Source organism: Companilactobacillus farciminis KCTC 3681 = DSM 20184 (assembly GCF_002706745.1).
In the GTDB taxonomy this organism is placed as follows: Bacteria; Bacillota; Bacilli; order Lactobacillales; family Lactobacillaceae; genus Companilactobacillus; species Companilactobacillus farciminis.
Genome location: NZ_CP017702.1, coordinates 1,297,060 through 1,320,486 on the forward strand (window position 1 = coordinate 1,297,060; position 23,427 = coordinate 1,320,486).

Annotated in this window: 29 protein-coding genes; 21 read left to right on the forward strand and 8 right to left on the reverse strand. The window is 33.6% G+C overall.

Annotation, left to right across the window (positions count from 1 at the left end):
* Positions 1-20 precede the first annotated feature (20 nt).
* Genes LF20184_RS06375 through LF20184_RS06395 form a run of 5 tightly spaced genes read left to right on the forward strand, consistent with a single transcriptional unit; the run spans position 21 to position 4,022 of the window.
* A complete protein-coding gene (locus LF20184_RS06375; protein WP_010019688.1) occupies positions 21-683 on the forward strand; it encodes an amino acid ABC transporter permease in 663 nt (220 codons plus the stop codon).
* On the forward strand, positions 670-1,404 hold the full coding sequence (locus tag LF20184_RS06380) for an amino acid ABC transporter ATP-binding protein (protein ID WP_010019689.1): 735 nt from the start codon (positions 670-672) through the stop codon (positions 1,402-1,404). Before LF20184_RS06375 ends, LF20184_RS06380 begins: the two co-directional genes overlap by 14 nt.
* A 39-nt stretch (positions 1,405-1,443) precedes the next feature.
* Positions 1,444-2,166 carry a GntR family transcriptional regulator gene (locus LF20184_RS06385; protein WP_056945211.1) on the forward strand — a complete coding sequence of 241 codons (723 nt, stop codon included), beginning with the start codon at positions 1,444-1,446 and terminating at the stop codon, positions 2,164-2,166.
* 15 nt (positions 2,167-2,181) lie between these two features.
* Positions 2,182-3,006, forward strand: coding sequence for a PfkB family carbohydrate kinase (locus LF20184_RS06390; protein WP_010019691.1), 825 nt, complete (start codon positions 2,182-2,184; stop codon positions 3,004-3,006).
* 23 nt (positions 3,007-3,029) lie between these two features.
* Complete coding sequence (locus tag LF20184_RS06395; RefSeq protein WP_056945212.1) at positions 3,030-4,022, forward strand: SIS domain-containing protein; 993 nt, start codon at positions 3,030-3,032, stop codon at positions 4,020-4,022.
* Between the two features lie 50 nt (positions 4,023-4,072).
* Here the strand turns inward: LF20184_RS06395 and LF20184_RS06400 are convergent, their stop codons facing one another.
* A complete protein-coding gene (locus tag LF20184_RS06400; protein WP_082607444.1) occupies positions 4,073-5,014 on the reverse strand; it encodes an NAD(P)H-binding protein in 942 nt (313 codons plus the stop codon).
* Between the two features lie 588 nt (positions 5,015-5,602).
* On the opposite strand from LF20184_RS06400, the gene LF20184_RS06405 reads away from it, so the two are divergent.
* Both LF20184_RS06405 and LF20184_RS06410 read left to right on the forward strand, forming a co-directional pair.
* On the forward strand, positions 5,603-6,169 hold the full coding sequence (locus LF20184_RS06405; RefSeq protein WP_010019694.1) for a hypothetical protein: 567 nt from the start codon (positions 5,603-5,605) through the stop codon (positions 6,167-6,169).
* A 208-nt stretch (positions 6,170-6,377) separates the two neighbouring features.
* Entirely contained in the window at positions 6,378-6,746 is a 369-nt protein-coding gene (locus LF20184_RS06410; protein ID WP_010019696.1) for a hypothetical protein, read from the forward strand.
* A gap of 120 nt (positions 6,747-6,866) precedes the next feature.
* Here the strand turns inward: LF20184_RS06410 and LF20184_RS06415 are convergent, their stop codons facing one another.
* Entirely contained in the window at positions 6,867-8,117 is a 1,251-nt protein-coding gene (locus LF20184_RS06415; RefSeq protein ID WP_157769886.1) for an ISL3 family transposase, read from the reverse strand.
* Between the two features lie 148 nt (positions 8,118-8,265).
* The gene (locus tag LF20184_RS06420; protein WP_010019697.1) at positions 8,266-8,748 is read right to left on the reverse strand and encodes a GNAT family N-acetyltransferase; all 483 of its coding nucleotides are present in this window, start codon (positions 8,746-8,748) and stop codon (positions 8,266-8,268) included.
* Positions 8,749-8,957: 209 nt separating this feature from the next.
* Here LF20184_RS06420 and LF20184_RS06425 point away from each other — a divergent pair, with 209 nt between their 5' ends.
* From LF20184_RS06425 to LF20184_RS06435, 3 genes are all read left to right on the forward strand, one after another.
* The gene (locus LF20184_RS06425; RefSeq protein ID WP_010019698.1) at positions 8,958-9,866 is read left to right on the forward strand and encodes a peptidoglycan recognition protein family protein; all 909 of its coding nucleotides are present in this window, start codon (positions 8,958-8,960) and stop codon (positions 9,864-9,866) included.
* Positions 9,867-10,439: 573 nt separating this feature from the next.
* The gene (locus LF20184_RS06430; protein ID WP_010019700.1) at positions 10,440-10,721 is read left to right on the forward strand and encodes a type II toxin-antitoxin system RelB/DinJ family antitoxin; all 282 of its coding nucleotides are present in this window, start codon (positions 10,440-10,442) and stop codon (positions 10,719-10,721) included.
* 501 nt (positions 10,722-11,222) lie between these two features.
* Entirely contained in the window at positions 11,223-11,786 is a 564-nt protein-coding gene (locus tag LF20184_RS06435) for a helix-turn-helix transcriptional regulator (protein WP_157769887.1), read from the forward strand.
* Between the two features lie 141 nt (positions 11,787-11,927).
* Here LF20184_RS06435 and LF20184_RS06440 read toward each other — a convergent pair whose 3' ends face one another.
* The 3 genes from LF20184_RS06440 to LF20184_RS06450 form a co-directional block, all read right to left on the reverse strand.
* Entirely contained in the window at positions 11,928-12,821 is an 894-nt protein-coding gene (locus LF20184_RS06440; protein WP_099240376.1) for an IS3 family transposase, read from the reverse strand.
* Positions 12,818-13,492, reverse strand: a complete 675-nt coding sequence (locus LF20184_RS06445) for a helix-turn-helix domain-containing protein (RefSeq protein WP_082607452.1) — start codon at positions 13,490-13,492, stop codon at positions 12,818-12,820. The genes LF20184_RS06440 and LF20184_RS06445 overlap by 4 nt, the downstream gene beginning before the upstream one ends.
* Positions 13,493-13,768: 276 nt before the next feature.
* Entirely contained in the window at positions 13,769-14,989 is a 1,221-nt protein-coding gene (locus LF20184_RS06450) for a M20/M25/M40 family metallo-hydrolase (protein ID WP_056945254.1), read from the reverse strand.
* Between the two features lie 94 nt (positions 14,990-15,083).
* Between LF20184_RS06450 and LF20184_RS12745 the strand changes: the two genes are divergently transcribed.
* Positions 15,084-15,257, forward strand: a complete 174-nt coding sequence (locus tag LF20184_RS12745) for a hypothetical protein (RefSeq protein WP_154646002.1) — start codon at positions 15,084-15,086, stop codon at positions 15,255-15,257.
* A 33-nt stretch (positions 15,258-15,290) separates the two neighbouring features.
* Here LF20184_RS12745 and LF20184_RS06455 read toward each other — a convergent pair whose 3' ends face one another.
* Positions 15,291-15,470, reverse strand: coding sequence for a hypothetical protein (locus LF20184_RS06455; protein WP_010019707.1), 180 nt, complete (start codon positions 15,468-15,470; stop codon positions 15,291-15,293).
* 152 nt (positions 15,471-15,622) lie between these two features.
* On the opposite strand from LF20184_RS06455, the gene LF20184_RS13050 reads away from it, so the two are divergent.
* Entirely contained in the window at positions 15,623-15,754 is a 132-nt protein-coding gene (locus tag LF20184_RS13050; protein WP_010019709.1) for a hypothetical protein, read from the forward strand.
* A 40-nt stretch (positions 15,755-15,794) separates the two neighbouring features.
* Here LF20184_RS13050 and LF20184_RS06465 read toward each other — a convergent pair whose 3' ends face one another.
* A complete protein-coding gene (locus tag LF20184_RS06465) occupies positions 15,795-16,301 on the reverse strand; it encodes an aminoacyl-tRNA deacylase (protein ID WP_010019711.1) in 507 nt (168 codons plus the stop codon).
* 472 nt (positions 16,302-16,773) lie between these two features.
* On the opposite strand from LF20184_RS06465, the gene LF20184_RS12845 reads away from it, so the two are divergent.
* The 9 genes from LF20184_RS12845 to LF20184_RS06505 all read left to right on the forward strand — a co-directional run bounded on the left by LF20184_RS12845 (position 16,774) and on the right by LF20184_RS06505 (position 23,339).
* On the forward strand, positions 16,774-16,947 hold the full coding sequence (locus tag LF20184_RS12845) for a hypothetical protein (RefSeq protein ID WP_010019713.1): 174 nt from the start codon (positions 16,774-16,776) through the stop codon (positions 16,945-16,947).
* 100 nt (positions 16,948-17,047) lie between these two features.
* Entirely contained in the window at positions 17,048-17,449 is a 402-nt protein-coding gene (locus LF20184_RS06470) for a hypothetical protein (protein WP_010019714.1), read from the forward strand.
* A gap of 64 nt (positions 17,450-17,513) precedes the next feature.
* The gene (gene prmA, locus LF20184_RS06475) at positions 17,514-18,431 is read left to right on the forward strand and encodes a 50S ribosomal protein L11 methyltransferase (RefSeq protein WP_056945255.1); all 918 of its coding nucleotides are present in this window, start codon (positions 17,514-17,516) and stop codon (positions 18,429-18,431) included.
* Complete coding sequence (locus LF20184_RS06480) at positions 18,412-19,161, forward strand: RsmE family RNA methyltransferase (protein ID WP_010019717.1); 750 nt, start codon at positions 18,412-18,414, stop codon at positions 19,159-19,161. Before prmA ends, LF20184_RS06480 begins: the two co-directional genes overlap by 20 nt.
* 10 nt (positions 19,162-19,171) lie before the next feature.
* On the forward strand, positions 19,172-19,510 hold the full coding sequence (locus tag LF20184_RS06485) for a hypothetical protein (RefSeq protein ID WP_056945256.1): 339 nt from the start codon (positions 19,172-19,174) through the stop codon (positions 19,508-19,510).
* Positions 19,511-19,598: 88 nt separating this feature from the next.
* Positions 19,599-21,830: a RelA/SpoT family protein gene (locus tag LF20184_RS06490; protein WP_010019721.1), complete on the forward strand. Its 2,232-nt coding sequence runs from the start codon at positions 19,599-19,601 to the stop codon at positions 21,828-21,830.
* A gap of 3 nt (positions 21,831-21,833) precedes the next feature.
* The gene (gene dtd, locus LF20184_RS06495) at positions 21,834-22,271 is read left to right on the forward strand and encodes a D-aminoacyl-tRNA deacylase (RefSeq protein WP_010019722.1); all 438 of its coding nucleotides are present in this window, start codon (positions 21,834-21,836) and stop codon (positions 22,269-22,271) included.
* Between the two features lies 1 nt (position 22,272).
* Positions 22,273-22,896 (forward strand): HAD-IA family hydrolase, encoded by a 624-nt coding sequence (locus LF20184_RS06500; protein ID WP_010019723.1) that lies wholly within the window; start codon positions 22,273-22,275, stop codon positions 22,894-22,896.
* A gap of 44 nt (positions 22,897-22,940) precedes the next feature.
* Positions 22,941-23,339 (forward strand): hypothetical protein, encoded by a 399-nt coding sequence (locus LF20184_RS06505; RefSeq protein ID WP_010019724.1) that lies wholly within the window; start codon positions 22,941-22,943, stop codon positions 23,337-23,339.
* The last annotated feature ends 88 nt before the right edge of the window (positions 23,340-23,427 follow it).

The window sequence follows — 23,427 nt, forward strand, 5'->3', positions numbered from 1 at the left end:
AGATTGACGAGGTGACAAAGATGGGTAATTATTCATTTCTTACCAATTACTGGCAGTTATTTATAAAAGGGGTAGTGGTAACCGTTGAACTGGCTATTATTTCGATAATTTTAGGGTTGTTATTAGGAATAATTTTAGCCGTCATGAAACGTTCAAGTATCTTGTTCATTTCTCTATTAGCTAAGGCTTACATTGGGTTTATTAGAGATACACCACTATTGATTCAAATATATATCGTATATATCGGATTACCAATAATTACGGGACTTCAAATTCCAGATTTTGCTACAGGTGTTGTATGTTTAACATTATATTCTGCCGCTTATATTGCAGAAATCATTAGATCTGGTATTGAGTCTTTGCCTGTTGGACAATCAGAAGCGGCTTTAAGTTTGGGAATGTCAAAATGGCAGGCAATGAAAGACATAATTTTACCCCAAGCAATTAAGAATATTTTACCCGCTTTAGGTAATCAGTTTATTGGTAATGTTAAAGATTCCTCATTGGTCTCGGTTTTAGGCATCGCAGATTTAATGTTTCAGGCACAAACAGTTAGGGGATCAACAGCTTTAGGATTAGAACCAATGATTGTTGCTTCGTTATTGTATTTAGTTTTAACTTGGAGTCTAAATAGACTTTTAGCGAATGTAGAAAAGAGGTTGAAGGTCAGTGATAGAACTTAAAAATTTGAATAAATCATATGGGGATAATGAAGTTTTAAAAGATATTAATTTAAAAATTGATGATGGCGAGGTTGTTGTAATCATTGGACCATCAGGTTCTGGAAAAAGTACTTTATTACGTTGTATGAACTTATTAGAACAACCAACAAGCGGTGAAGTAAAAATTAATGGTCAAAAGGTCTCCGGCAAAGTTAAATCAGAATTAATACGAGAGACTAGGCAAAATGTGGGTATGGTTTTTCAACATTTCAATCTTTTTCCTCACTATACAGTTTTAAATAATATTATTCATGCTCCTATGATCGTAAAAAAACAAAATAAAGAAGAAGCCATCAATCGCGCTAAACAGCTACTCAAAGAGGTTTCATTGGAAAACAAAATGAATTCTTTCCCATCTTCTCTTTCAGGTGGACAAGAACAGCGAATTGCTATTGCACGTGCTTTAGCAATGAATCCTAATACTTTGTTGTTTGATGAACCAACTTCAGCACTTGATCCAGAGATGGTTGAAGAGGTTTTGGAAGTTATGAAAAAACTTGCTAAAACAGGAATGACAATGGTCGTTGTAACTCACGAGATGGGATTTGCAAAACAAGTAGGAAATAGAGTCGTTTTTGTTGATGACGGTCGAATTTTGGAAGACGATACCCCGGAAAAAATCTTCAATTCACCTAGTAATCCTAGAACTCAGGATTTTATTTCTAAAATTTTGTATACTTAATTAGAAATATTATTAAAGGATATCTTATAGGTGAATATAATGATAAAAAAAGAAAGTGTTATTCCGTTATATGAACAAATAAAAAATGAAATTATTAAACAAATTTCAGAAGGGACTTATGAACCAGGTAGTAAGCTTCCTTCAGAACATGAGCTAGAGGATAAATTCAATACTAGTAGAATTACAATTCGTAGAGCAATTGATGAGTTATCCAAGGATAACTATTTAACTAAAAAACAAGGAAAAGGAACCTTTATTAATGCGCACAAGGTGCAAAGAAATTTATTAAATTTGAATAGTTATACTAATTTTATGTTAGAGAATAATTCAAAACCTTCTCGTAAAGTAATTGAAATTAGTTATGAGGGTGTAACTACTAAAATAAGGGATAATTTATGTATTAGTGGAGAGTCTAAAATTTTAAAGGTTCAGAGAATCATGCACTTTGAAAAAAATAATGATGGACTTGAAATAGGCTTCTATCCAACAAAGCTGTTTCCCGATTTGGATAAAAAAATAACTAGTGATGTTTCAATTAGTAATTTGTTAAAAAATACATATAATATTAACCAAGGCCGTAGCCGCCAACAAATAAATCTTACATTTGCAACCAGCGATACAGCAAAAAAATTAAACGTAGTTTTGGGCTCTCCACTATTCCAGCTAGAAAGAATAGTATATGATACTAAAAATCAGCCAATTTATTTTGCCGTCATGTATTATGACCCTAATAAGGTAAGCTTTATAATCGATTCTAAATAAAGGAGAGAGATATAAATGAAGGTTATTGGTATTGGAGACAATGTTGTTGATATGTACTTAGATCAGGGAAAAATGTATCTTGGTGGAAATGCATTGAATTTCTCAAATTTTGCACGTGAATTAGGAGTAGAATCTTCTTTTATCGGCAATTTTGGCACTGATGAGATTGCTGATTATGCAAAAAAAGCATTAAATAAATTGAATATAGATATCTCACATAGCCACACTTTAAAAGGGGAAAATGGACGATCGAGAGTGACATTAAGAAATAATGATAGAGTTTTTATCGATAGCAACAAGGGTGGAGTTTTGAAACAAGGTTTGAACATGACTTCACAGGATATCGATTATATTAATCAATTTGATATTGTTCACTTCAATATTAACGGTAATGCTAATCAATATTTGCCGAATATTCAAGGACCAACTCTCATTTATGATTTTTCTGATTTATATAAAATTGATGACATTAAAAGAATCGCTCAATATATTGATATTGCTTGTTTTTCTGTTGGTTCAATGTCTGACCAAAATATTTCTATGCTGGTCAAGAAAGTCCATTCCTTTGGCATTACAGATATTCTAATTACACGTGGATCAAAAGGTGCATACTTTCTGCACAATTCAGAAAAATATATTCAAAGGTCAATTAAAGTCACCGTTGTAGATACAATGGGAGCTGGGGATGCTTTCATTACTAGTTTTGTAATAAATTACAAGAGAACAAATGATATCGAAAAATCATTAAAGCTTGCTGCCGAATATGCGGCTCAACAAGTACAAAGGCATGGATCTTTTAATAATCCCGAAAAAATTCCAAATAAATATAACGTTATATAACATATTATCGGTGGAGGAAAATTATGGTTAAATACACAACACAAAATGATTTAAAGGAAATCGTTACTGATATTTTAAAAAAACAATCTAATCTAAAGAGCGTCTTCTTTGTTGGATGTGGTGCTTCTTTGTCAGAATTGTATGGAGCAGCATATTTTTTAAGACAAAATGCTCTTAAGCTCCATGTTGAATGGATTCAAGCAAATGAGTTCAATTATTCGCATCCTAAATTAGCTGATAAGACTGCCGTAGTTATCGTTGCTTCACTTAGTGGAGAGACCAAAGAATCAGTTCATGCTATTAAAAACGCAAAATCTTTAGGGTGTCACACCATTGCCTTAACACACGTTCCGGAATCCAATCTTACAAAAGATGCTGATTATACAGTAGTTCATTCTTTCTTTGAAGACTACGCATCAAAAGCTGCTAAGCAAAAAGATGCTTTGGGACTTGCCGTTGAACTCTTACAACAGGTAGAGGGATTTGATTTATACAAGGAAATGAAACAAGGTATTGATGTAGTAGATGATATTACTAATTTTGCAGCGGATAGTGTAAAAAAGGAAGCCATTGAGTTTGGAACAAAATATAAAGATGAATCCACGATATATACATTAGCAAGCGGAGCAAATTATGGGGTCGGATATTCTACAGCTAACTTTATTTTTATGGAAATGCAATGGATTTCTAGTCCAATTTTAGACAGTGGGGAGTACTTCCACGGACCCTTTGAATTAACGGTAAAAGATGCACCATATTTGTTGTTCATGTCCGATGGTAAAACTCGTCATTTGGATGCTAGGGCACTAGAGTTTTTCCAAAAATACAATGCTAAATATACCGTGATTGATGCTAAAGATTTCTGGTTGGATAGTAAAATGGATTCTGATGTAGTAGATTACTTTGATCCATTGGTTTTAACGGGTGTTATGAGAGTGTATGCGGAAGAACTTTCAAAAGCAAGAAAACATCCTCTTAGTAAGAGAAGATACATGTGGAAATTAGAGAATTACTAAAAAAGTTCATTGACTTATTTAATTGAGAATAAGCCAATGAACTTTTTTTATTATTCTTCCGTAGAGTGACGATCACCCAATAGAAATTCATCTTTGTTTTCGAACATGTGCTTAATAGTGATTGGATTGTGACCAGTCAGTTTATTAAAGTCGCTGACAGGGACATCCAAATATCCTTCTCTAACGGTGGTGCCGAACGTTACCATACCTTCGGAAGTTGCTTGAATTGGACTCTTTGAGAAATCACCGTTGGTATCACGGGGAACACCGATACTATCGAAATAGTCGTACAATTCTTGATCAGTTTTTCTAACATATTTAATATTATTGCCAGTAACTTCGTTGCCGACTTTTAAGAATTTGTCATAAGTGAATGGTTCAATTCCGTTGATGTTCAAAATGGCACGGTGAAGTAGGTCATTATTCAAAGCACAGGCAGCACTTAAAGCAGCATCACGTCTTGATATGAACCAAACCTTACCGTCACCCATATTCTTTTCGATACTATCTTCACCGCTATTAACGGCACGCATATAGTCAGAAATAAATGCTTCAGCAAATAAAGAATTACGTAAGAAAATATAGTCTAAATCTGTATTTTGAATTATCGATTCTGTGTAACCATGATCAGCATTTTCTACGCTAGGATTAAAAGGATTGCCAGCAGATAATACTGAAGTGTAGATGACTTGTCCAACATGAGCTTTGACGCAAGCTTCAACAAAGTTTTTATGCGCTTGGCGACGTTTTTTACCAACAAAGGGCATTGAAATTAATAACACCTTGTCAGCATTTTTATAGGCTGATACTAGTGTATCAGGATTGTTGAAATCAGCCACAGCAGTTTTTATACCTTGTTCAGAATATTGCTTTAATTTATCTTCTCGAGGAGCTGTAAAAACTAAATACTTTTTTGGAATTAGCTTCTGTACATAACTAGCTACTAATGAGCCGAAATTTCCATCTATACCATTTACTACTATTTTCTTCATAAAAAGCCTCCATTACAATAGTGTGTACGTTTTCATGATAATGAAGATTAACTTTTAATGTCAAGAACAATTACAGTTGATCTACATACCTTTAATTAAATAATTGAAAACGATTATTTATAATAAAAACTATTTCTAGCGTTAGCTTTTCCTGTTTGACTTTTCATTTTTGTTTAAATAGTTTGAGAGAAATTATCATACAGCAAAGAAGTAAGCTTGATAATTTTATTACCGTGTTATTGTTTGTCTCATATATTTAATATAAATGATTTTTTTATTGTGTAGAAGTTATGAATTGAATTATACTCAAGCTCGAAATTAATTGATTTCTAATGTATTTATTTCATTGAATGAGATGATTGAATCATAATGGGTTTTTGGTCATTAACTTTAAGTGATACAATTAAGTGAAATTATAGGGCGGTCAAGTCTTTTGAAATTCATATGAATTATTCGTTCTTATTTTGAAGAATGGTATTGGATAGTACAAGTGGTTTTAATTGATATATTGTCAATGGTAAGAATAAATTTGATAAATGTATTCGTAGAGGTAAAAATGGATAATTATTTTCATTGGAGGAAAATTATTTGAATAAGATTGATTCTACAATTATTGCTACAGTAATAACATTAATAGTGTCATTTGTCGTTATGCTAGTATATAGAAAAATAATGAAGTTTTATTACATAAGAAGATTTTTGAGAGCTTACGAAAATGACTATATATTATCATTAAGAAATGTTTTTGAAATGCATCTTAAAAATAATGATGGTCCTTATCTTTATAAGGATGAAGTAAATAAATCAGTTAAAAAAATGATACAAGAATTGTCTTTTTCTAGGGAAAAGGAATTAAATTTTTTATCATCTGATTATTCATTTGAATTTATTAGAATTAATTCATATACGATGGCACTAATTGGCAATATAAAAAAGTTGTGTGAAAATTATTATTTGTTTAATGATTTGTCAAGAAAATTTGATGAACATCAAAGTATAATCGACCAGGAAATAGTTAAACAATGTTTAAAGATGTTGAATAATTTTGATATTGAAGTAAAAAAGTATTATAAACTAAAGTTTGATAAAATAATTTTAAATGATACAGAAATTAGTGAAATGATTAAAAAATTTGAATTAGATTTGGGCAAGTAATTGAATAAATATTTGTATGGAAATTTAAAGATATCAATTGATTGGTTTTAATACTAGAGACACTGCATTGTCGCCTGTCTTTTTATATGGAATATAGACAGGTTATCAATATTTTGAAAAAATAGACAATGAGGAAAAGATGTATCACAAGTAAAATAATAAAAATATGTTATTCGATTTTCAATATATTCTGAAAGGAATTGTTTTTATGAAGAAATTAATTGTGGTATTTTTGCTCGACCTAGGATTGATTGCAGCAAATAATAATTCGAACCTGGTTATAGCATCCTCATCAGTCGGGAATCCTGGTAAAACTGAAACTATCATAGTAGGTGCTGATAAGCTTGGTAATAACAAGAAGTATCGCGTCTATAAAATGAAGGATGACAAGATGGTAGCTACTAAGAAATCTCTTAAGACACATAGTAGTAAGAGATTGTATAACTGGAAAGCACAAGCAGTTAAAGTTGACGGTAAAAATTGGTGGAAAATTGGTAAAAACCAATATTTTAAGTCAACTCGTGTTAACAAAGTCCATGTAAAAAAGGGTATTACAAAACTTAATTATGCAAATTAAAGCTAGTAAAAGAGCCGTTAACAGATTAATGTTAGCAGCTCTTTTTTCAGGCTCTTTGTCAAATCGTATTGATGAATGATTTTGAGCTCATTGAGCATCCTCACCGAGGATGCTCTTTTTCTATGCACAAATCAGTTTTATTCTCTTAATAAAGTGTTCAAGATTTCTAAAGCCATAGGAATTTCTTTTTAGTTTCTTTATCTTTCCAATGGTGCCCTCTAGAGGGCCATTGGAGTATGGCAATAAGCAACTATTTTTTACATAATTTTTATTTTTTCGTAACGTTGTAATGGCTGTATCCATTGCGGTCCCATTTCTTTTATATCCAGAAATAGTTTCCTGAAGTAAGTCTATGTCGTGATACCTTATCGATCTTTGAATACTCTGGTAAGTATCATAGGCCTCCTTGAAAATTGGTATTTCATCAGTAGCTATATCGATGGCATTTTGAATAGTCATGAATTCATTTATACCGACAATAAATTTTATATGGGTATCGTCTACATCTTCCTCTGGAAGATGATATAGACGCCAATCAGATTTCATTGCTTTGTATATACGAGATTTTTTATCAGGTAATTTTTTTAAAGAATTGATACGTACTTGATCTAGGGCTCTACTACAAAGTTGAACTATATGAAACCTATCTACGACAATGCGAGCGTTGGGGAATATACGATGAACGACTAATTGATAATTGGCATTTAAGTCGATCGATACAGTTTTTACGGCTTGTCGTTCCGATAAGCTGTAATTGTTTATAAAGTGTTCGGTTATTGTTTTAGACAGTCTGTCATGTATCAATTCGACCAATCTATGTGTATCAGCATCGATAGCGATAAATGTAAAAATATTTTTTACAGATCGAAACTCATCAAAACAAAGATTCTCTGGCAAATGCGCACATCTATTAGGAATTTTGATATTTCTATATAGAATCCTGCTTACAGTATTGGCTGAAATGCCAATGATTTTAGCTATTGATGACAGAGTGAATGATTCTTTAGCCATAGAAAAAATTCTATTCTTGATCTGTTTGGTCATAGTATGGTTTTTAATCAATAGATCACTGTGAGCACCGCAGGTGCTTCCACAGTTCCTACACAAAAATCGTTGCTTTTTTAGTATTAGGTGGTACTCGATACCATTAAAGCTAGCTAATCTTGCATTAGTAGTTCTTTTACCGTTTTTAACTAGTGTATTCATTCCACATTGAGGACATCTATGTAAAGAATAGGAAAGTTCAGCATTCACTATTTTAATGTGTTTTATAACGCCACGTTTTTTTATCTTGGCATCCTTTACTGAAACATTTTTTATATTATTGTCTTTTATGTCTAGTGCACATAGTATAGAATTGTCTTGGGACATCATTGTTCACTCCTGTTTGATTTGGTTTGGTCGCTTAAATCTTAACACGAGAACAGTGATGTTCTTTTTTTATTTCAAAGAGTATAAAAAAACTGGTATTGATTGTTCATCAATACCAGAAAGTTTAGAACCTTTTTTCATGGTGTATTTAATTGTGGGATGGATATTTTTCTAAGCGGAATAATTCTTCGGAATCAGGTTTCATTTGTCCGTTTTTGGGTTGGTATCCCATTTTTTTATAGAAGCCTAAAGCAGTAATTGAAGCCGGTATCTCAACTCTAGTAGCGGCTTTAAAATATGGATCATTTTCTAAAGTTTGAATAATAAATTTCCCAACTCCTTGGCCTTGCAAATTAGGTTCTACAAAGATAGTGAATAGACTGAATTCTTGAGGGATGTTCCAATATTTACCAATCGCTCCCGTTCCGACAATTGTTTGATCAATAGTAAAAACGTAAAAGTGAGTTTGTTGAGCTTTTTGGATAAAGAAAGCTTCATTTAAACGATTGATTTCATGTTCTAAGTATTCTTTTGAATAATCGTGAATGTTTGTCGTCATCAAAGTTCTTGAAATTAGTTGGGTGACCTTTGATACGTCAGTGTCTTTAAATAATCTACTTTTGACTTCCATAGACAATCCCCCTTAGGTAGCTTTACTATAAATTTTGTTGCAAGTATAGCCCTGACAAGTATGAAAGTAAATGACAAGATTTCTAAAAATTATATGTACTTAAAAAAATAAAACAACATTAAATTAATGTTACAAAATAAATAAATCGTTTATATTGCTTTGGTTAACATGTTATTTTTAAGTTAAGTTTTGGGAGGATGAAATTAGCGATGAATAGAAAAAGAGTTTTAATTGTTTTAAGCGGACTATTAACTATTTTTAGTGTGCTTTTGGTAATAATGACGGGGACAAAAGCTAATGCTTCAACCATCAATGATTACATTATAAGTAATAAAATCAAGCCAGTTTCAATTACTTATCGTGAAGGAACTTTTAGTCATTGGGACGGATATGAAAATGGTGTCGGAAACCCTGAGGGTGTTGTAGTTCATGATACTGCAGTAGATGGTGATTCAGCTGCTGCCGAAGAGCATTCGTTCAATACTTTTTGGCCACAATATCAAGCTTATGTACATGCATTTGTTGATGATGGTAATATTATTCAGATGCATAGTACAGATTACATGGTATGGGGAGCAGGTCCGACCGCAAATAATAAATTTATCCAAGTTGAAATCTGTCATGAAGCTACACAGGATGGTTTTGCAAGATCAATTGCTAATGATGCATATTATGTTGCGCATAAGTTGATTCAATATAATCTAAAAGATATACCTGGTGTTACTGTGATGTCCCATAAACAGGTTTCTCAAAAATGGGGTGAAACAACTCATATTGATCCGGATGAATACTTTGTCCGTTTTGGTTATAATATGGACCAATTTAATGCTTTGGTAACTTATTATTACAATAATTTGAAGTCTACCAATGATGTATATGGTGCTGGGGTCACCAATAATGCTGGAGTTGAATCTGATAATGTCATTAGAGTGAAAAATAGTAATGGCAGTTATGTTCCATTAGTAGCTTTTCAAGGTGATGGTTCAGTTAAAACAGTAAGCAATCGAGCTTTAGCTAATAATACTCCTTGGTATACTGATCAATCTAAGAATTATAATGGCGTAACATATCGTAGAGTTGCCACAAATGAATGGGTTGACGCATCATATGGAATTTAGAAGTAACAATAGTTCTCATTTATATGAAATAAGTTTTTTTAGCTCAATTAAATGAGCTACTCGTAAATATAGAAAAAGTCTTGTGTGCTGTACTTGCTAGCTGTATTCTTGACATTTGGACTGACGTAATTGTCTTGCGTTGGTCCTTTTTGTTTTCCTGATAGTTCTTTCTGTTTTTAGTCAAGGAATAAATTATTCTTAAAATCTTATGGGTCACTGCTATTAAAGCTTTCTGAGCACACAATCGAGATTTTAATCTCCAAAAATAGTCTTTAAGACCTATTTTCTTAGCTATCTTGGCGGTATTTTTTAATATGTTGAATAAAGTCACATTCTTACGTGTGGAAGTGAGAATAGCTTTAGCGTTAAAAATCTCTTTCGCTATAATTATTTATTTTCGAGGACTTATGTCACGATCCCGTATCGAAGGCAACAAGAGAAAAAAGATTAGTATACGAATGCACCTAATAATATTTAATAATTAGATCTGAATTGGATGAAAATGTATTAAAAAAAAGAAGTGATAATTGAGAATGTACGTCAATAAGCGTACAATAGCTGTGAGGTGATATTATGACAAAGGCAATATCTAATGCAAGAATCGAAGCTCGTATTGATCCTAAAATCAAATCAAAAGCACAAGATGAATTATCAAAACATGGAATGACTATTTCTGAATATGTTAGAGCAACAATAACAACAGTTGCTACCCAAGGCTTACCAAAGGATTTTGGAGTGCCTAATGCAGAAGTAATGCGTTCGTTATACGAAGTTGCAGACGACCAAAACGGTAAAGCAAAGATGGAAGGCTTTACTAGTGTCGAATCGCTAATGGATGATTTAGATAATGACTAAAGAGATCAAGAGAACAACAAAATTTAAAAAACAATACAAGAAAATACGTTATAATCCAAAATGGAAATTGATATTTTCTAATAGAGATGTTTCATGTTAATATGTGGAATAAAAGCTGACGAATGAAATCTTATATTTCATTCGTCAGCTTTTTCCGTATTATAAAACATGATAAATTAGTTATTTAATAGTGGGTTCCATATTGTTATAAAAAAATAAAGTACATTTTCCAAAGATGTACTTTATTTTAGTGATTGATAAAGTACATATAGAAATATAGGAAATTCAATATTATGGACAATGAGATTTTTTCTGCAGCCCTTGATGAATTAAATATTCTGAGTGAGGACCTTATGGAGGAACAATAGGCTATAAAATTGGCAAAAATTGTAACGCCGTTATAGTTTAACTAATTCAACTCATGTAAAATACATTTGATACTTATTTTTGAGGACATAAATTAATATTGATGTTGAGGAGATGAGAATAGTGAAACTTTGTATGCAGATTAAAAAATATCGAAAACAGAAGAATTTTTCTCAAGAGGAGTTAGCTGAGAAAGTTTATGTATCCAGACAAACGATTTCTAATTGGGAGAATGATCGTAGTTATCCAACGTTGGAAAGTTTGCTTATTTTAAGTGCATTATTTGATATTTCTTTGGATACCTTAGTAAAGGGAGATATTGATATTATGAAACGAGAATTAAGTAAACATGATATGAATTTGTGGACGAGGGTAATGTTGTTATTCTTATTTTTAGGGATTGTTGTCGGAATACCAGCCACATATATTTTTTCATATGGAGGGCTGATAGTTGCAGCGACGCTATTAATAATTAGCCTCGTTGCGGCTTTCAAAGTAGATAGTATTAAGAAAGATAATGATTTGAAAACTTATCAAGAAATTCTAGCTTTTGATGAAGGACGTGAACTTAGTTCTGGTTTTAAAGAGGAAAATCGTCAGGGATATTGGAAAATGGAATTATTATTGATATTTGGGTCAATAATAATTACGCTGATTCTTTCAGGTATAGTTTTACTTATTATGCGGATATTTTACTGAATTCAAAAAATAATAGTACCCGATTCTTGCCCAAGCTTTTGGCAAATAAATATTTTAGTTAAATAAAAGAGCATCAATCAGTAATCTGCGTTGGCACCTGTCAAGTTGATATTTGAAATAATATAAAAATTGAATATTTTTTTAGATGGCCATATCCCAGTGTTCTGCTGGGGTATGGCCATTTATTGTTTGTGATCTGTTTATATGATTGAAATAGTGAATTCCTTCGTTGACAAGTTTGACTAGTTCTTTGTAAGTCTTAGGCATTGGATGGCGATTCATCCAACGTAATTTGAATTCACTCCACCAACGTTCCATTGGTGAATTATCGTACGGTGTACCTGGTCTTGACATACTTCTAATAACGCCATGTTCATCTAAAAAATTTCCAAATGATAATGACGTAAACGCTGATCCGCGGTCCGTATGGACCATCGGACACACATTACCAGCTTTTGTAAATGCACGTTGAAATACAATTATTTCAGCTGCTGAAGTTTCTGTAAGGCTGATATTACTTGAAATTAAATAACGACCGTAGAGGTCTAAAACTCCACTCAAACGGACTTTATATTCGCCGTTTAAGCCGTAAGGAATTTCTGTTGAGTCACATAACCAGACTTGATTAGGTCCCGTTACCTCGAAATTTTGATTCAGTACATTATCTTGTATATAAATCTCTTTTTGTTTAGAACGATTGTGTTTCTTGATTCTAGACTGACATTTAATGTCTAATTCTCTCATTAAACGTTTCACTTGTTTAAGTGAAACCTTAAATGTGATTTGATTATCCGCTAATAGGTTAATCAATATCTTGCCTGCACCAATAGTCTTAGTATTTAATTCGTACCAGTACATAATACGTTCTTTTAATAGCTTATCTTGAAGTTCCTTTTCCGTTTCTGTACGAGTCCAGTATTTGCTATATGCTTGTCGGCTAACACCGACAACGCGCAGTAAAACGGTTATGGCTCCATGATTATTTTGACTGACTTCCTTTATTGCCTGGTAAGCCAATCTATGTTGTTGTTTCACCCCCTGTGCTGAATTTCTTGCAATTTTTTTGCGAATTCCTCAATTAATTTTTGGTCTTTTAATTGGGATTCCAATTCTCTGATTTTTAAATGCGCTTTATCTAATTCTGTTAAGTCATCTTTTGCTTTGTGATGGCCCCGGCCATCGATCAAAGCTTTATAACCGCCGTCCTTGGATTTTAAAACCCAAGAACGAACTTGTTGATAAGATATGGAATACTTTTCTGCAGCTTCCTTATAAGTATGTTTGCCCTTAACGACATACTCTACGATTTCGATACGTTCTTCAAAGGTTATCTTTTTTTTCATAATGGAATTCTTCTTTCTTGGTGAGCCATCCTTCAACAGTTTTCCATTATTATACTTGAACACCCAGTCCGATACTTGAAAAGTATTTCTTAAACCATATTTATAGGCAATGGTTTCTAAAGAACCTTTACCTTCAAGATAGTCTGTCACGACTTGTAATTTAAATTTATATGAATATTTTGTACGCTTTGTTATTTCCTTCAGGCCGTCGATTCCATATTGATCGAAGAGATGGACCCATCTACGAAAAGTTTTATGAACAATATTATTTTTTCTGGCAAATGTTCTGAGTGGATAAGTTGACTCTTTGAATCCTAGCACTAAATCTAGCTTTTCTTGAAGTGAGTGTTTACTTCTAGGCATAGAAAAATCCTTTCATGAATATCAGATGAATTTATATTATTTCATCTGACAACCATAAAAGGATTATCGCAAATCTTAAAAATTTTACTGATTGATGCTCTTAATTTTGATTTATTTACTGAGTTCTGAAGTGAATTCCATATTGTTATAAAAAATAAAGTACATTTTTGACGTTTTTTACCTTTTAAAAAAATCCAGGTTACACGTGAATAAAGTACATTTTTGATGCTTTTTACTTCAAAAATTTTTTTTACTTATTTTACTTGAATTTTACTTCTATGCAAAAAAACGACGAGCCATAGTCTTATAAATATCGATATACTTCAAATAGTCATCTTCGAAAACAAACTCGTTAACTTGATGAGCACTTTCATTACCAGGACCTGCGACTACAACATCCAAATCAGGGTTAGCTTGGACAAATTGTGAGGCATCAGTACCACCGGGAGCGCCGACAGCTGCAATGTTTACACCGAGAACATCTTTGTAACTAGCTTTAACTAATTTAATAAAGTCAGAGTCAAGTTCAGTCTTAACAGGCAAATTGCTGCTCAAAAGCTTGAGTTCCAATTTCATTCTAGGATCAGCTTGATTTAATTTGTCGATCAAGTTTTGGATATCAGCAATTACTTTATCATTCGTGTATTCAGGAATTGTTCTAATTTTAGCAGTCAATTCAGCGTAGTCGGGGATGGTGTTTTCTTGATTACCACCGTTCATAACTGTGACTGAAGGCTTTGTTGAACCTAGTACATCATCTTCCAATTTAACTAAATCTGTGAAGTATTCTTTTTGCTTATTGAAGTAAGTAACTAAGTTGTCCAAAGCATTGATTCCCATTTCAGGCATTGAGCTGTGAGCTGCACGACCGCGAGAAATTACTTTGTAAGTTACTGAACCTTTGTGGGCACAAAAAGCTGCCATACGTGTTTCTGGTTTTTGACCATTGAGCTCAATCAAACCGGCGTGAACTAATTGTTCCATAGCTAAACGAGAAGTAGAATTACTTGGTTCACCGACAACGATAGCTTTGACATCATCAACGTAACCTTCTTTAGCCAATTTAGCAGCACCTAGTTCACCGATTTCTTCACCAACAGTAACTAGGAAACGTAGATTGCCAGCAAAGTCAGGATCTTCATTTAATTCGATCATAGCAATGGCCATACCAGCTAGTCCACCTTTCATATCAGATGAACCACGACCGAAGATTTTGCCGTCGATGTGTTTGGGATTAAATGGACCATAATTCCATTCATCATCGTTTACAGTTGAAACAACATCAGCGTGACCAGTCAAACCTAAGATTGGGCCATCGCCTTTTTTGATGTTAGCAATCAAATTGAAACGATTGTCATCATATTTGTTTAATTCAGTTTCAATACCGTGTTTCTCCAAAAGGTCCTTTAGATAGTTGGCTACTTTTTCCTCATTGCCATTTACAGTTTCCAATTTGATTAAATCATCTAAAATACTGAGTCTTTGTGCTTTGTCCATTTTTACCCTCCGAGATAATGTATAATAATTAAAAAAGCTTTACTCTCTATTCTAATATTTTTTTGGTGAAATTAGTAATGAAAGGTTGTATGAGATGAATTTATTGATGAAAATAGACCGCTGGCTTGGGATTTTATTATTAGTTGTGGCGGTATTAGGGTTCATATTTAATTGGTTCAGCAAAAGTAATTTAATTTCTGCGGCTGTAGCTGGGGGAGTTTTATTATTGATTTCTGCAACGGCTGATATCGATAAGCCAAGCAAATAAAAAACCACTGGCATTTGTCAGTGGTTTTGTCATTTAATTTACTTTTTTACGACCCTCAGGGGTGTACTTGTTCTTTTGGTGTCTCTTATATAGATAGTAGATACCGCCAACGATTGCTAAGATCACAACCAAAGGAAGTATGACGTGGATAAAGATTGAGAATAATAATAGGGCAATAAAGAAGCCCAAAACGTATTTCCAAATGTTGTTCATCGAATTCTCCTTTTTTATTTGTGATTTAAGTTTTATTCATAACTGTAAAAATGTCAAGTCAAATACTTTTTGATTGACTTTAGTTTCGATATCACTTATTATAATCCAATCGCTACCTCTTAGATACACGGAACACAAAGGAGGCGTGAATAATGAAATACAGAATTCTTTTAGATCTCAAAGATCAATTATTCACAGCAGTTGATATTAATGATAGCAATAAGTTTGGCAACGGTACAACCATTCAACAAGCTATCGACAATTTAAAGAAACAAGCTGCATAATTTATAGAACTTCAATGACTAAGTCGTTGAGGTTCTTTTTTTATTCTGGATTGTCAACAGCGAAGTCGCCAAATTCAGCGTTAACAACTTTAGCTAATTCGTGTGGTTCAATTAATAATGATTGACCAATTTTACCAGCAGAAACGATAATTTTCTCAGCTTCATCGGCTTCTTTAGCAAAGTAAATGGGATAGTTGTGCAATGAATGAATACCGACTGGACTGTTGGCACCATGTTCAAATCCACTAGTCTTGACTAAATCCTTTAGTGGAACCATACCAACTTTTTTATTGCCAGAAATCTTAGCTAGTTTCTTATAGCTCAAATGTTTATCTAAAGGCAACATACCAACTAAAGGACCAGTCTTATTGCCAGTTAATACAAGTGTCTTATAAATTTTGTAGCCATCACGGGAATTTTTATCAGTAACTAGTTCTTGCGTGTCACCATCGGCTTCTGTTTCAAAAGTCATTGGTTCGTAAGTTACTTTTTCTTTGTCGAGAATCTTTTCGACTAACGTTTTTTGAATCTTCTTTTTTTTGCTCATTTTTATGTCACCAATCCTAAAACTGGTCTTTTTAATTTTTGCTAGTGTAGTTTTTCGTCCTTCGTTTCAGAGTCCGGAAAGTTGTTACTACCAACTGAATAATATTTCAAATGATAAAAAATAGAACCACTATCTAGTCCGGAATAGCAAAGAAAATTGGCTCAGATGTGAAATTTCACTTAGCGATTTATCGCTTACGTGAAAGGCCGAGCTTGAAGACTTTGCCCGGTTTTGGTTTTAGCAAAGGCTCCAAGTCGTGCCCACATCGTTCCAGCCAAATTTTCTTTGCTATGGAGGACGACATATTACACCAATCAAAGTAAAAAGACCTAATACTTAATATATAATAACAAAGCTACCACTTTTTAAAAGTAAATTACTCTTTGGCATTAAAAAATAATTTATTTTTAAGTATCTGGAGCACGGTTGTTATATAATAATGAGCGTTACAACAGGATAAGGAGCGATTAACATGAGTCTTTTTAAGAAACGTCAAGAAGATCCTGCCGAGAATGATTTTAGTAAAATTTCTCAAGAGATTAAGAATAGTCCCAAAAAATTGTCTGAGGCTCAGAAATTATTTAAAAATAATGAATCTTTACGTAAAAAGGTCGTTGATACTAAGGAACAATCTAAAGATAAATAGATTGTTCTTTTTTTATTATTTTTAACATTATTTTAAACTAATACTATTCATAATCTAAAACGTATGGTATATTATAAAAAAAGAAATGGGGTGTTGCATTATGACTGCAATGACAAGTAGATATCGTATTTTGGAGACTAACGTTTTGTTAGAAAGATTCGTAACTTACAATGAGGTTTTTTCGGAATATTTGAAGACAATCAAAATTATTGAGCGTGGTGAGGCACTTCGTTATGAAACCTATGGGCGCTTGATTGACAACTATATTCGCAACGTTAAACAATTTATCCAACTGTGCAATTCATATTTGGCAAAGTATAAATTAGAGAATAGTTTGGTGGCCGAAAAACTTAACAATTACTTTTTGGATTTGATTGGGGCAATCAGTTGTATGGATCCAGAAAGTGAGACGGTTGATCACGGTAGTTTAGCTTTAGCACAATCTCGAATTAAGGAACGTCAGACAGAATTTGTCGATTCAATTAATTTTTTCATCAAATAAAGGCGGTAACGTCTTTTTTTTATGCCATAATTTTAGTAATCTTAATAATAATGGAGGAACGTTTATGATTTGGAAAAAAATAACCGTCGCTATTCCTAATGATTTCGATCCAGAAATTATTTCGGATGTATTTATGCGTGTTGGTGCTAATGGTACGGAAATGGTCGATGACGAAGACCAAACTGTCAAAACTAAGATCAATTCTTATTTTGACGAAAATAATTATAATGAAGCAATTTTAACCAATTTAAAAACGCAAATAAAAAAACTACCTGAATTTGGCTTTGATATTGCTGGTGTGGAAGTTTCAGTCAGTGAACTCGACGACAGCAGTTGGGAAAATGAATGGAAGCAATACTATCATCCAGTAAAAATCAGTCGTTATTTGACGGTAGTTCCTAATTGGGTCGACTATCAACCAAGTCATCCTGATGAACACATTATCGTAATGGATCCAGGTAAGTCCTTTGGTACAGGAACTCATCCAACGACTTATTCTTGTATGCAAGCTTTGGAATTGATCCTAGGTGATGCGAAATCTTTGTATGATGTGGGAACTGGTTCAGGGATTTTATCTATTCAAGCACGCCAATTAGGTGTCAAAGATATTCAGGCGTTTGACCTTGATCCAGAAGCGGTTGCGGCTGCTAAGGAGAATATTAAGTTGAATCCCGGTTGTGAAGATATCGAAGTATTCGAAAATTCACTATTAGACGGTGTTGATGGCAAAGTTGACGTTATCGTGGCAAATATTTTAGCTGATGTGATTCAACAATTTATTCCTGATATTGACCGTCATTTAAATAAGAACGGTTTTGTCGTCTTATCTGGTATCATTAATGAAAAGGAAGCTTTGATCACTAAGCAAATGGAAGAAATTGGTTTCGTTGTTTTAGAAGCCTTCCATTTAAAAGGTTGGTCAACGTTAATTTGTAGAAGAAAAGAAGAGTTCGAGGCAGAAGATGGAGCAATACTTCGTTAAACAAGCAATTACTACTAATAATTTAACAATTGAAGATCAAGAAATATTTCGTCATGCCATCAAAGTTTTGCGTCACAAAAATGGCGATGTGATCTATTTAGTCGATCCCACTGAAAAATTATTTAAAGCGACAATTACAAATGTTGCTGTTGAAGAAAAACAATTTCAAGTTGATTTAGAGTTGTTGGATTGGGCAAGTACTGAATTGCCAATTGATGTGACGGTTGCTTGTTCATTATCTAAAAAAGACAAAATTGAATGGATCACACAGAAGTCGACTGAGTTGGGTGCTAAAACGATTATTTTCTTCTCGTCCAAATATTCAATTATGAATTGGAAGAAAAACGTCGTTGAGAAAAAAGTTGCTCGCTTACAAGAAATTGCCAAGAATGCGGCTCAACAATCAAAACGTCGAGTAATTCCTGAAGTTATTTATCTAAATTCTTTGAAGGATTTAGTTGATTACAAAACTGAAGCTAATTTAGTAGCCTATGAAGAGTCAGCTAAGCAGGGTGAAATCAGCCTTTTGGCGCAAACTTTAAACAAAAACCCCAAGTCAACTTTATGTGCTTTTGGACCTGAAGGTGGTTTCGCTCCAGATGAAATCGATTATTTGAACCAAAATGACTTTTTGTCGGTTGGATTGGGACCAAGAATCATGCGAGCTGAAACAGCCCCCATGTACTTCTTATCAGTGCTATCATATAAGTATGAATTAACGGTAAAATGAGGAACGAATCGTGAAAAATATTTGGAACAAAGTTGAAAAATCAAAAACAACTTATATTGCATTAATTTCTATCATATTGGTTTTTATCATGCCAATATTGTTTAATCTTTTCCATTTAGGTAGAACTAACCGCATTGTCTGGTTGTTCTTCGTCATTAATATCTTTTTTGCTGGTTTTATCGGTTGGTTCTCGAGAAAATACGAATTATCATTTTATAATTTAGTCATTTTTCCGGTAATCTTCGTGATCAGTGTATTCGTCAAATATGGACGATATGGCTACTTTTTGGCAGGAATTTATTTAGTTTTAAGTATTTTAATTTATTTCTTATTTGAAAAAGAAAAATAAATGGTAAAATTTTGCTAAAGTAAGCATAATAGTAAGTAAAGAGAAGCACTCAATGAGTGCTTTTTATTGTAACGGGGTGAATATTTCTATGAAAAAAAATAATATGGACTATACGCCAGAACAAGTATTAGACATTTGTCGTGGCTATATGAATGATGAACACGTTGAGTTTGTGAATAAAGCTTATAATTTTGCAGCCTACGTACATAAAGAACAAAAGCGCGCTACGGGTGAACCTTACATAATTCATCCTACTCAAGTAGCCCAAATTTTGGCCTCGTTACATATGGACCCATATACGGTTGCTGCCGGTTATTTGCATGACGTGGTTGAGGATACCAACGTTACTTTGGGGGACGTCAAAGAATTATTCGGTGACCAAGTAGCAACGATTGTTGATGGCGTCACAAAAATTAGCAAGTACAAATACCATTCACATCAAGAACTATTGGCTGAAAACCACCGTAAGATGTTGTTAGCAACTGCGAAAGATTTGCGTGTCATCATGGTCAAATTGGCCGATAGATTGCACAACATGAGAACTCTAAAAGCTTTGCGCCCAGACAAACAACGTCGAATTGCTAATGAAACTTTGGAAATCTACGCACCATTGGCTGACCGTTTAGGTATCAGTAAGATCAAATGGGAACTAGAAGACCTTTCCTTGCATTACATCAATCCTCAACAGTATTACCGGATTGTTCATTTGATGAATAGTAAACGTGATCAGCGTGAAGCATACATTGCCGAAGCTATCGATTATATCAAGAAAAACGTCGATGCTTTAGGAATCAAGTACGATATTTACGGTCGTCCTAAGCATATTTATTCAATTTATAAGAAGATGCGTGACAAACATAAACAATTTTCCGAATTGTATGATTTGTTGGCTATCCGAATCGTAGTTGATTCAGTCAAAGACTGTTACGCCGTTCTTGGTTCAATTCACTCCAAGTGGAAGCCAATTCCTGGGCGTTTCAAAGATTATATCGCTGTACCAAAGGCCAATGGCTATCAATCATTGCATACGACTATCATCGGACCCGGTGGACAACCACTAGAAGTTCAAATCAGAACATTTGAAATGCACCAAGTTGCTGAATATGGTGTTGCCGCTCACTGGGCTTATAAGGAAGGTAATTTCGAAGGTGTTCATTTAGACGACAACGAACAAAAAATCGATGTCTTCCGTGAGATTTTGGAATTGCAGGAAAACTCCGACAACGCTTCTGATTTCATGAAGTCTGTCAAAGGTGAAATTTTCAACGACCGTGTCTATGTCTTTACCCCTCAAGGCGAAGTTATCGAATTGCCAAAGGGTGCGGTAACACTGGATTTTGCTTACCAAGTCCACACAGAAGTCGGTAATCACTCAATCGGTGCCAAAATCAATGGCAGAATGGTGCCTTTGAATTATCAATTAAAGAATGGCGATATCGTTGAAATGTTGACGAATTCCAGCTCTCAACCAAGTCGTGACTGGGTCAATGTTGTCTTCACATCTAGAGCTAGAAATAAAATCAAACGTTACTTTAGAACAAAAGACCGTGAAGAGAACATCGTTTTAGGTCGTGAGGCGGTTGAAAACGAATTTAAGAATCGTTCGTTATCAAGTAAAAAATATCTTGATAAAAAGCATCTAGAAATTGCCATGAAGATCTTTAACTTTACGGATACAGATGAATTGTTCAATGCGGTCGGTTACGGAGAACTTTCGCCAATCAACGTGGTTCACAAATTAGTCAGTGAAGACCCCGATCGCAAAAAAGAAGCTGAGAAAAAAGAGCTTGAAGAACAAGTTATTACTGATACTGAAGAAGCTCCTCAACCAAAATCGGATAGTCCTAAGTTAAAGAAAGAACGTAACAACGGCAATAACAGTATTTCTGTTCAAGGGATCGATAACCTTTTGATTCGTTTGGCAAAATGCTGCAATCCAATTCCTGGAGACAAGATTGTCGGTTATATCACTAAAGGCCGTGGTCTGACGATTCACCGTGCCGACTGTCCTAATGTTCAAAGTGAAGAAGCTAAGCGTCGTTTTATCGATGTCAGCTGGGACAATGTTACTAAAGAAAAACGCTACACCGCAGAATTGGACGTTTATGCCTTCAACCGTAATGGTTTGATCAACGAAGTTTTACAAGTAATTAATTCGAATACGAATACTTTGAACAATGTTATCGGTCGTTTGGACAAGGAAAAGATGGCTATCATTCACGTAAGTATTGGTGTTAATAATAAGGAGCATTTGGATAGCATTATTTCTAAATTGAAGAATATTCCTAATGTATATGAAATAAAGAGGACGGTAGCTTAGTTTATGAAAGTAGTAATACAACGAGTATCAGAAGCTAAAGTTTCTGTTGACGAAAAAGCACTCGGCCAGATTGGTCAGGGACTTTGTTTGTTAGTGGCTTTTGCGGATGAAGATACAGAAGAAACACTTGAGTACATGGCACGCAAGATTGCTAATATGCGCATTTTTTCAGATGCTGATGATAAAATGAATTTATCGATCAAAGATGTCGATGGAAAAATCCTCTCAATTTCGCAATTTACTTTATATGCAGATACAAAGCATGGTAATCGTCCTAGTTTTACTGGAGCTGGCAATTTTGAGGCTTCTAGTCGCAAGTACGATCATTTTAATGAATTGCTAAGAGGTTATGATTTAACTGTTGAAACTGGTGAATTTGGCGCTGATATGCAAGTATCATTAACCAATGACGGACCAGTAACTATTTTAATGGAGAGATAAGATGAAAAGTATTGTTTGGGACTTTGATGATACGATTGCTAACAGTTATCCAGGGATCGTCTCGGCGACACAAAAATCCCTTCGCGAAAACTTTGGCATTAGTTTATCAAAAGATACAATTTTTAAGGAATCCAAAAAGACCTCTGTTCGTAGATTCGTAACAGAACTTTTGGAAGATCAAGAAGACGTGGATCAAGCGGTTAAAGTTTTTTATGCCACTTATTATCGCTACGAAAAGGAATATCATGACAAGATAACTTTGATACCACACGTCTTAAAAGAGTTGAAATATTGCGATAGTAAACATTACATGCAGTTTATTATTACACATCGTGATCAATCGATTTATGATTTAGCTAAAACACTCGGTATTGAACACTTTTTCAAGGAAATCATCAGTGTTGAAGATGGTCATAAGAGAAAGCCTGATCCAGAAATGCTGAATTATTTGATTGAAAAATATGGCTTGAACAAAGATGAATTATGGGTCATAGGTGACCGTCAAATTGATGTCGACTTCGGTCAAAGTGTTGGCGCGCATACGATTCTTTTCAATTCTGAAGATGTAGATTTTAAGTATGAGCATAAGGTTAGCGATATCAGCGAAATCGAACAAATTATCTAAATATGGTATGATAGTGACCTTATAAGAATAATTGAGGAAAATAAATGGATAATAAACTAGTAAAACTAACTTATGACCAAATCGTCGCAATACATTTGGCAATCAACGAAAGTGAAGAAATTACATTAAGTGAGAAACGTCTCCAAAGTAATTTAAACTTTTTGAATCAATTTGAAGACTTGCAATGGTATGCCACACATTTGGTCTGTACGATGATTGTTGACGATATCTTTGAAACAGATAACGAAGTAACTACTGTTGCCGTGTTGGATTATTTCTTGCACTTAAATGGTTACGGACTTGATATGACTAAAGATGTCGATAAAACAACTTTGCATGGCTTGATCAAGACGATTAAAGACTCTGACAAATTAGAAAAAGACGATCTACAAAATATTCGTGGCGTTTTGTCCACCTGTATCCATCCAGTAAGTGCTGATTAATTTCAGTGCTTTTTTTTCGGATTAAATTTGCTTAAAGTATCTAAAAAAGTTTAGTATTGAAAATGTATTTTTTTAAGAGAGAGGCAAA

Bases quoted from the DNA above. Each gene is read 5' to 3' on its own strand.
- LF20184_RS06455 (WP_010019707.1), bottom strand. From the start codon at position 15,470: ATGAACAACATTTGGAAATACGTTTTGGGCTTCTTTATTGCCCTATTA.
- LF20184_RS06410 (WP_010019696.1), top strand. From the start codon at position 6,378: ATGAAGAAATTAATTGTGGTATTTTTGCTCGACCTAGGATTGATTGCA.
- LF20184_RS06505 (WP_010019724.1), top strand. From the start codon at position 22,941: ATGGATAATAAACTAGTAAAACTAACTTATGACCAAATCGTCGCAATA.
- LF20184_RS06375 (WP_010019688.1), top strand. From the start codon at position 21: ATGGGTAATTATTCATTTCTTACCAATTACTGGCAGTTATTTATAAAA.
- LF20184_RS06385 (WP_056945211.1), top strand. From the start codon at position 1,444: ATGATAAAAAAAGAAAGTGTTATTCCGTTATATGAACAAATAAAAAAT.
- LF20184_RS06415 (WP_157769886.1), bottom strand. From the start codon at position 8,117: ATGTCCCAAGACAATTCTATACTATGTGCACTAGACATAAAAGACAAT.
- dtd (WP_010019722.1), top strand. From the start codon at position 21,834: ATGAAAGTAGTAATACAACGAGTATCAGAAGCTAAAGTTTCTGTTGAC.
- prmA (WP_056945255.1), top strand. From the start codon at position 17,514: ATGATTTGGAAAAAAATAACCGTCGCTATTCCTAATGATTTCGATCCA.
- LF20184_RS12745 (WP_154646002.1), top strand. From the start codon at position 15,084: ATGAATTTATTGATGAAAATAGACCGCTGGCTTGGGATTTTATTATTA.
- LF20184_RS06420 (WP_010019697.1), bottom strand. From the start codon at position 8,748: ATGGAAGTCAAAAGTAGATTATTTAAAGACACTGACGTATCAAAGGTC.
- LF20184_RS06480 (WP_010019717.1), top strand. From the start codon at position 18,412: ATGGAGCAATACTTCGTTAAACAAGCAATTACTACTAATAATTTAACA.
- LF20184_RS13050 (WP_010019709.1), top strand. From the start codon at position 15,623: ATGAAATACAGAATTCTTTTAGATCTCAAAGATCAATTATTCACAGCA.
- LF20184_RS06400 (WP_082607444.1), bottom strand. From the start codon at position 5,014: ATGAAGAAAATAGTAGTAAATGGTATAGATGGAAATTTCGGCTCATTA.
- LF20184_RS06425 (WP_010019698.1), top strand. From the start codon at position 8,958: ATGAATAGAAAAAGAGTTTTAATTGTTTTAAGCGGACTATTAACTATT.
- LF20184_RS06470 (WP_010019714.1), top strand. From the start codon at position 17,048: ATGACTGCAATGACAAGTAGATATCGTATTTTGGAGACTAACGTTTTG.
- LF20184_RS06390 (WP_010019691.1), top strand. From the start codon at position 2,182: ATGAAGGTTATTGGTATTGGAGACAATGTTGTTGATATGTACTTAGAT.
- LF20184_RS06435 (WP_157769887.1), top strand. From the start codon at position 11,223: ATGCAGATTAAAAAATATCGAAAACAGAAGAATTTTTCTCAAGAGGAG.
- LF20184_RS06395 (WP_056945212.1), top strand. From the start codon at position 3,030: ATGGTTAAATACACAACACAAAATGATTTAAAGGAAATCGTTACTGAT.
- LF20184_RS06465 (WP_010019711.1), bottom strand. From the start codon at position 16,301: ATGAGCAAAAAAAAGAAGATTCAAAAAACGTTAGTCGAAAAGATTCTC.
- LF20184_RS06450 (WP_056945254.1), bottom strand. From the start codon at position 14,989: ATGGACAAAGCACAAAGACTCAGTATTTTAGATGATTTAATCAAATTG.
- LF20184_RS06500 (WP_010019723.1), top strand. From the start codon at position 22,273: ATGAAAAGTATTGTTTGGGACTTTGATGATACGATTGCTAACAGTTAT.
- LF20184_RS12845 (WP_010019713.1), top strand. From the start codon at position 16,774: ATGAGTCTTTTTAAGAAACGTCAAGAAGATCCTGCCGAGAATGATTTT.
- LF20184_RS06430 (WP_010019700.1), top strand. From the start codon at position 10,440: ATGACAAAGGCAATATCTAATGCAAGAATCGAAGCTCGTATTGATCCT.
- LF20184_RS06445 (WP_082607452.1), bottom strand. From the start codon at position 13,492: ATGCCTAGAAGTAAACACTCACTTCAAGAAAAGCTAGATTTAGTGCTA.
- LF20184_RS06490 (WP_010019721.1), top strand. From the start codon at position 19,599: ATGAAAAAAAATAATATGGACTATACGCCAGAACAAGTATTAGACATT.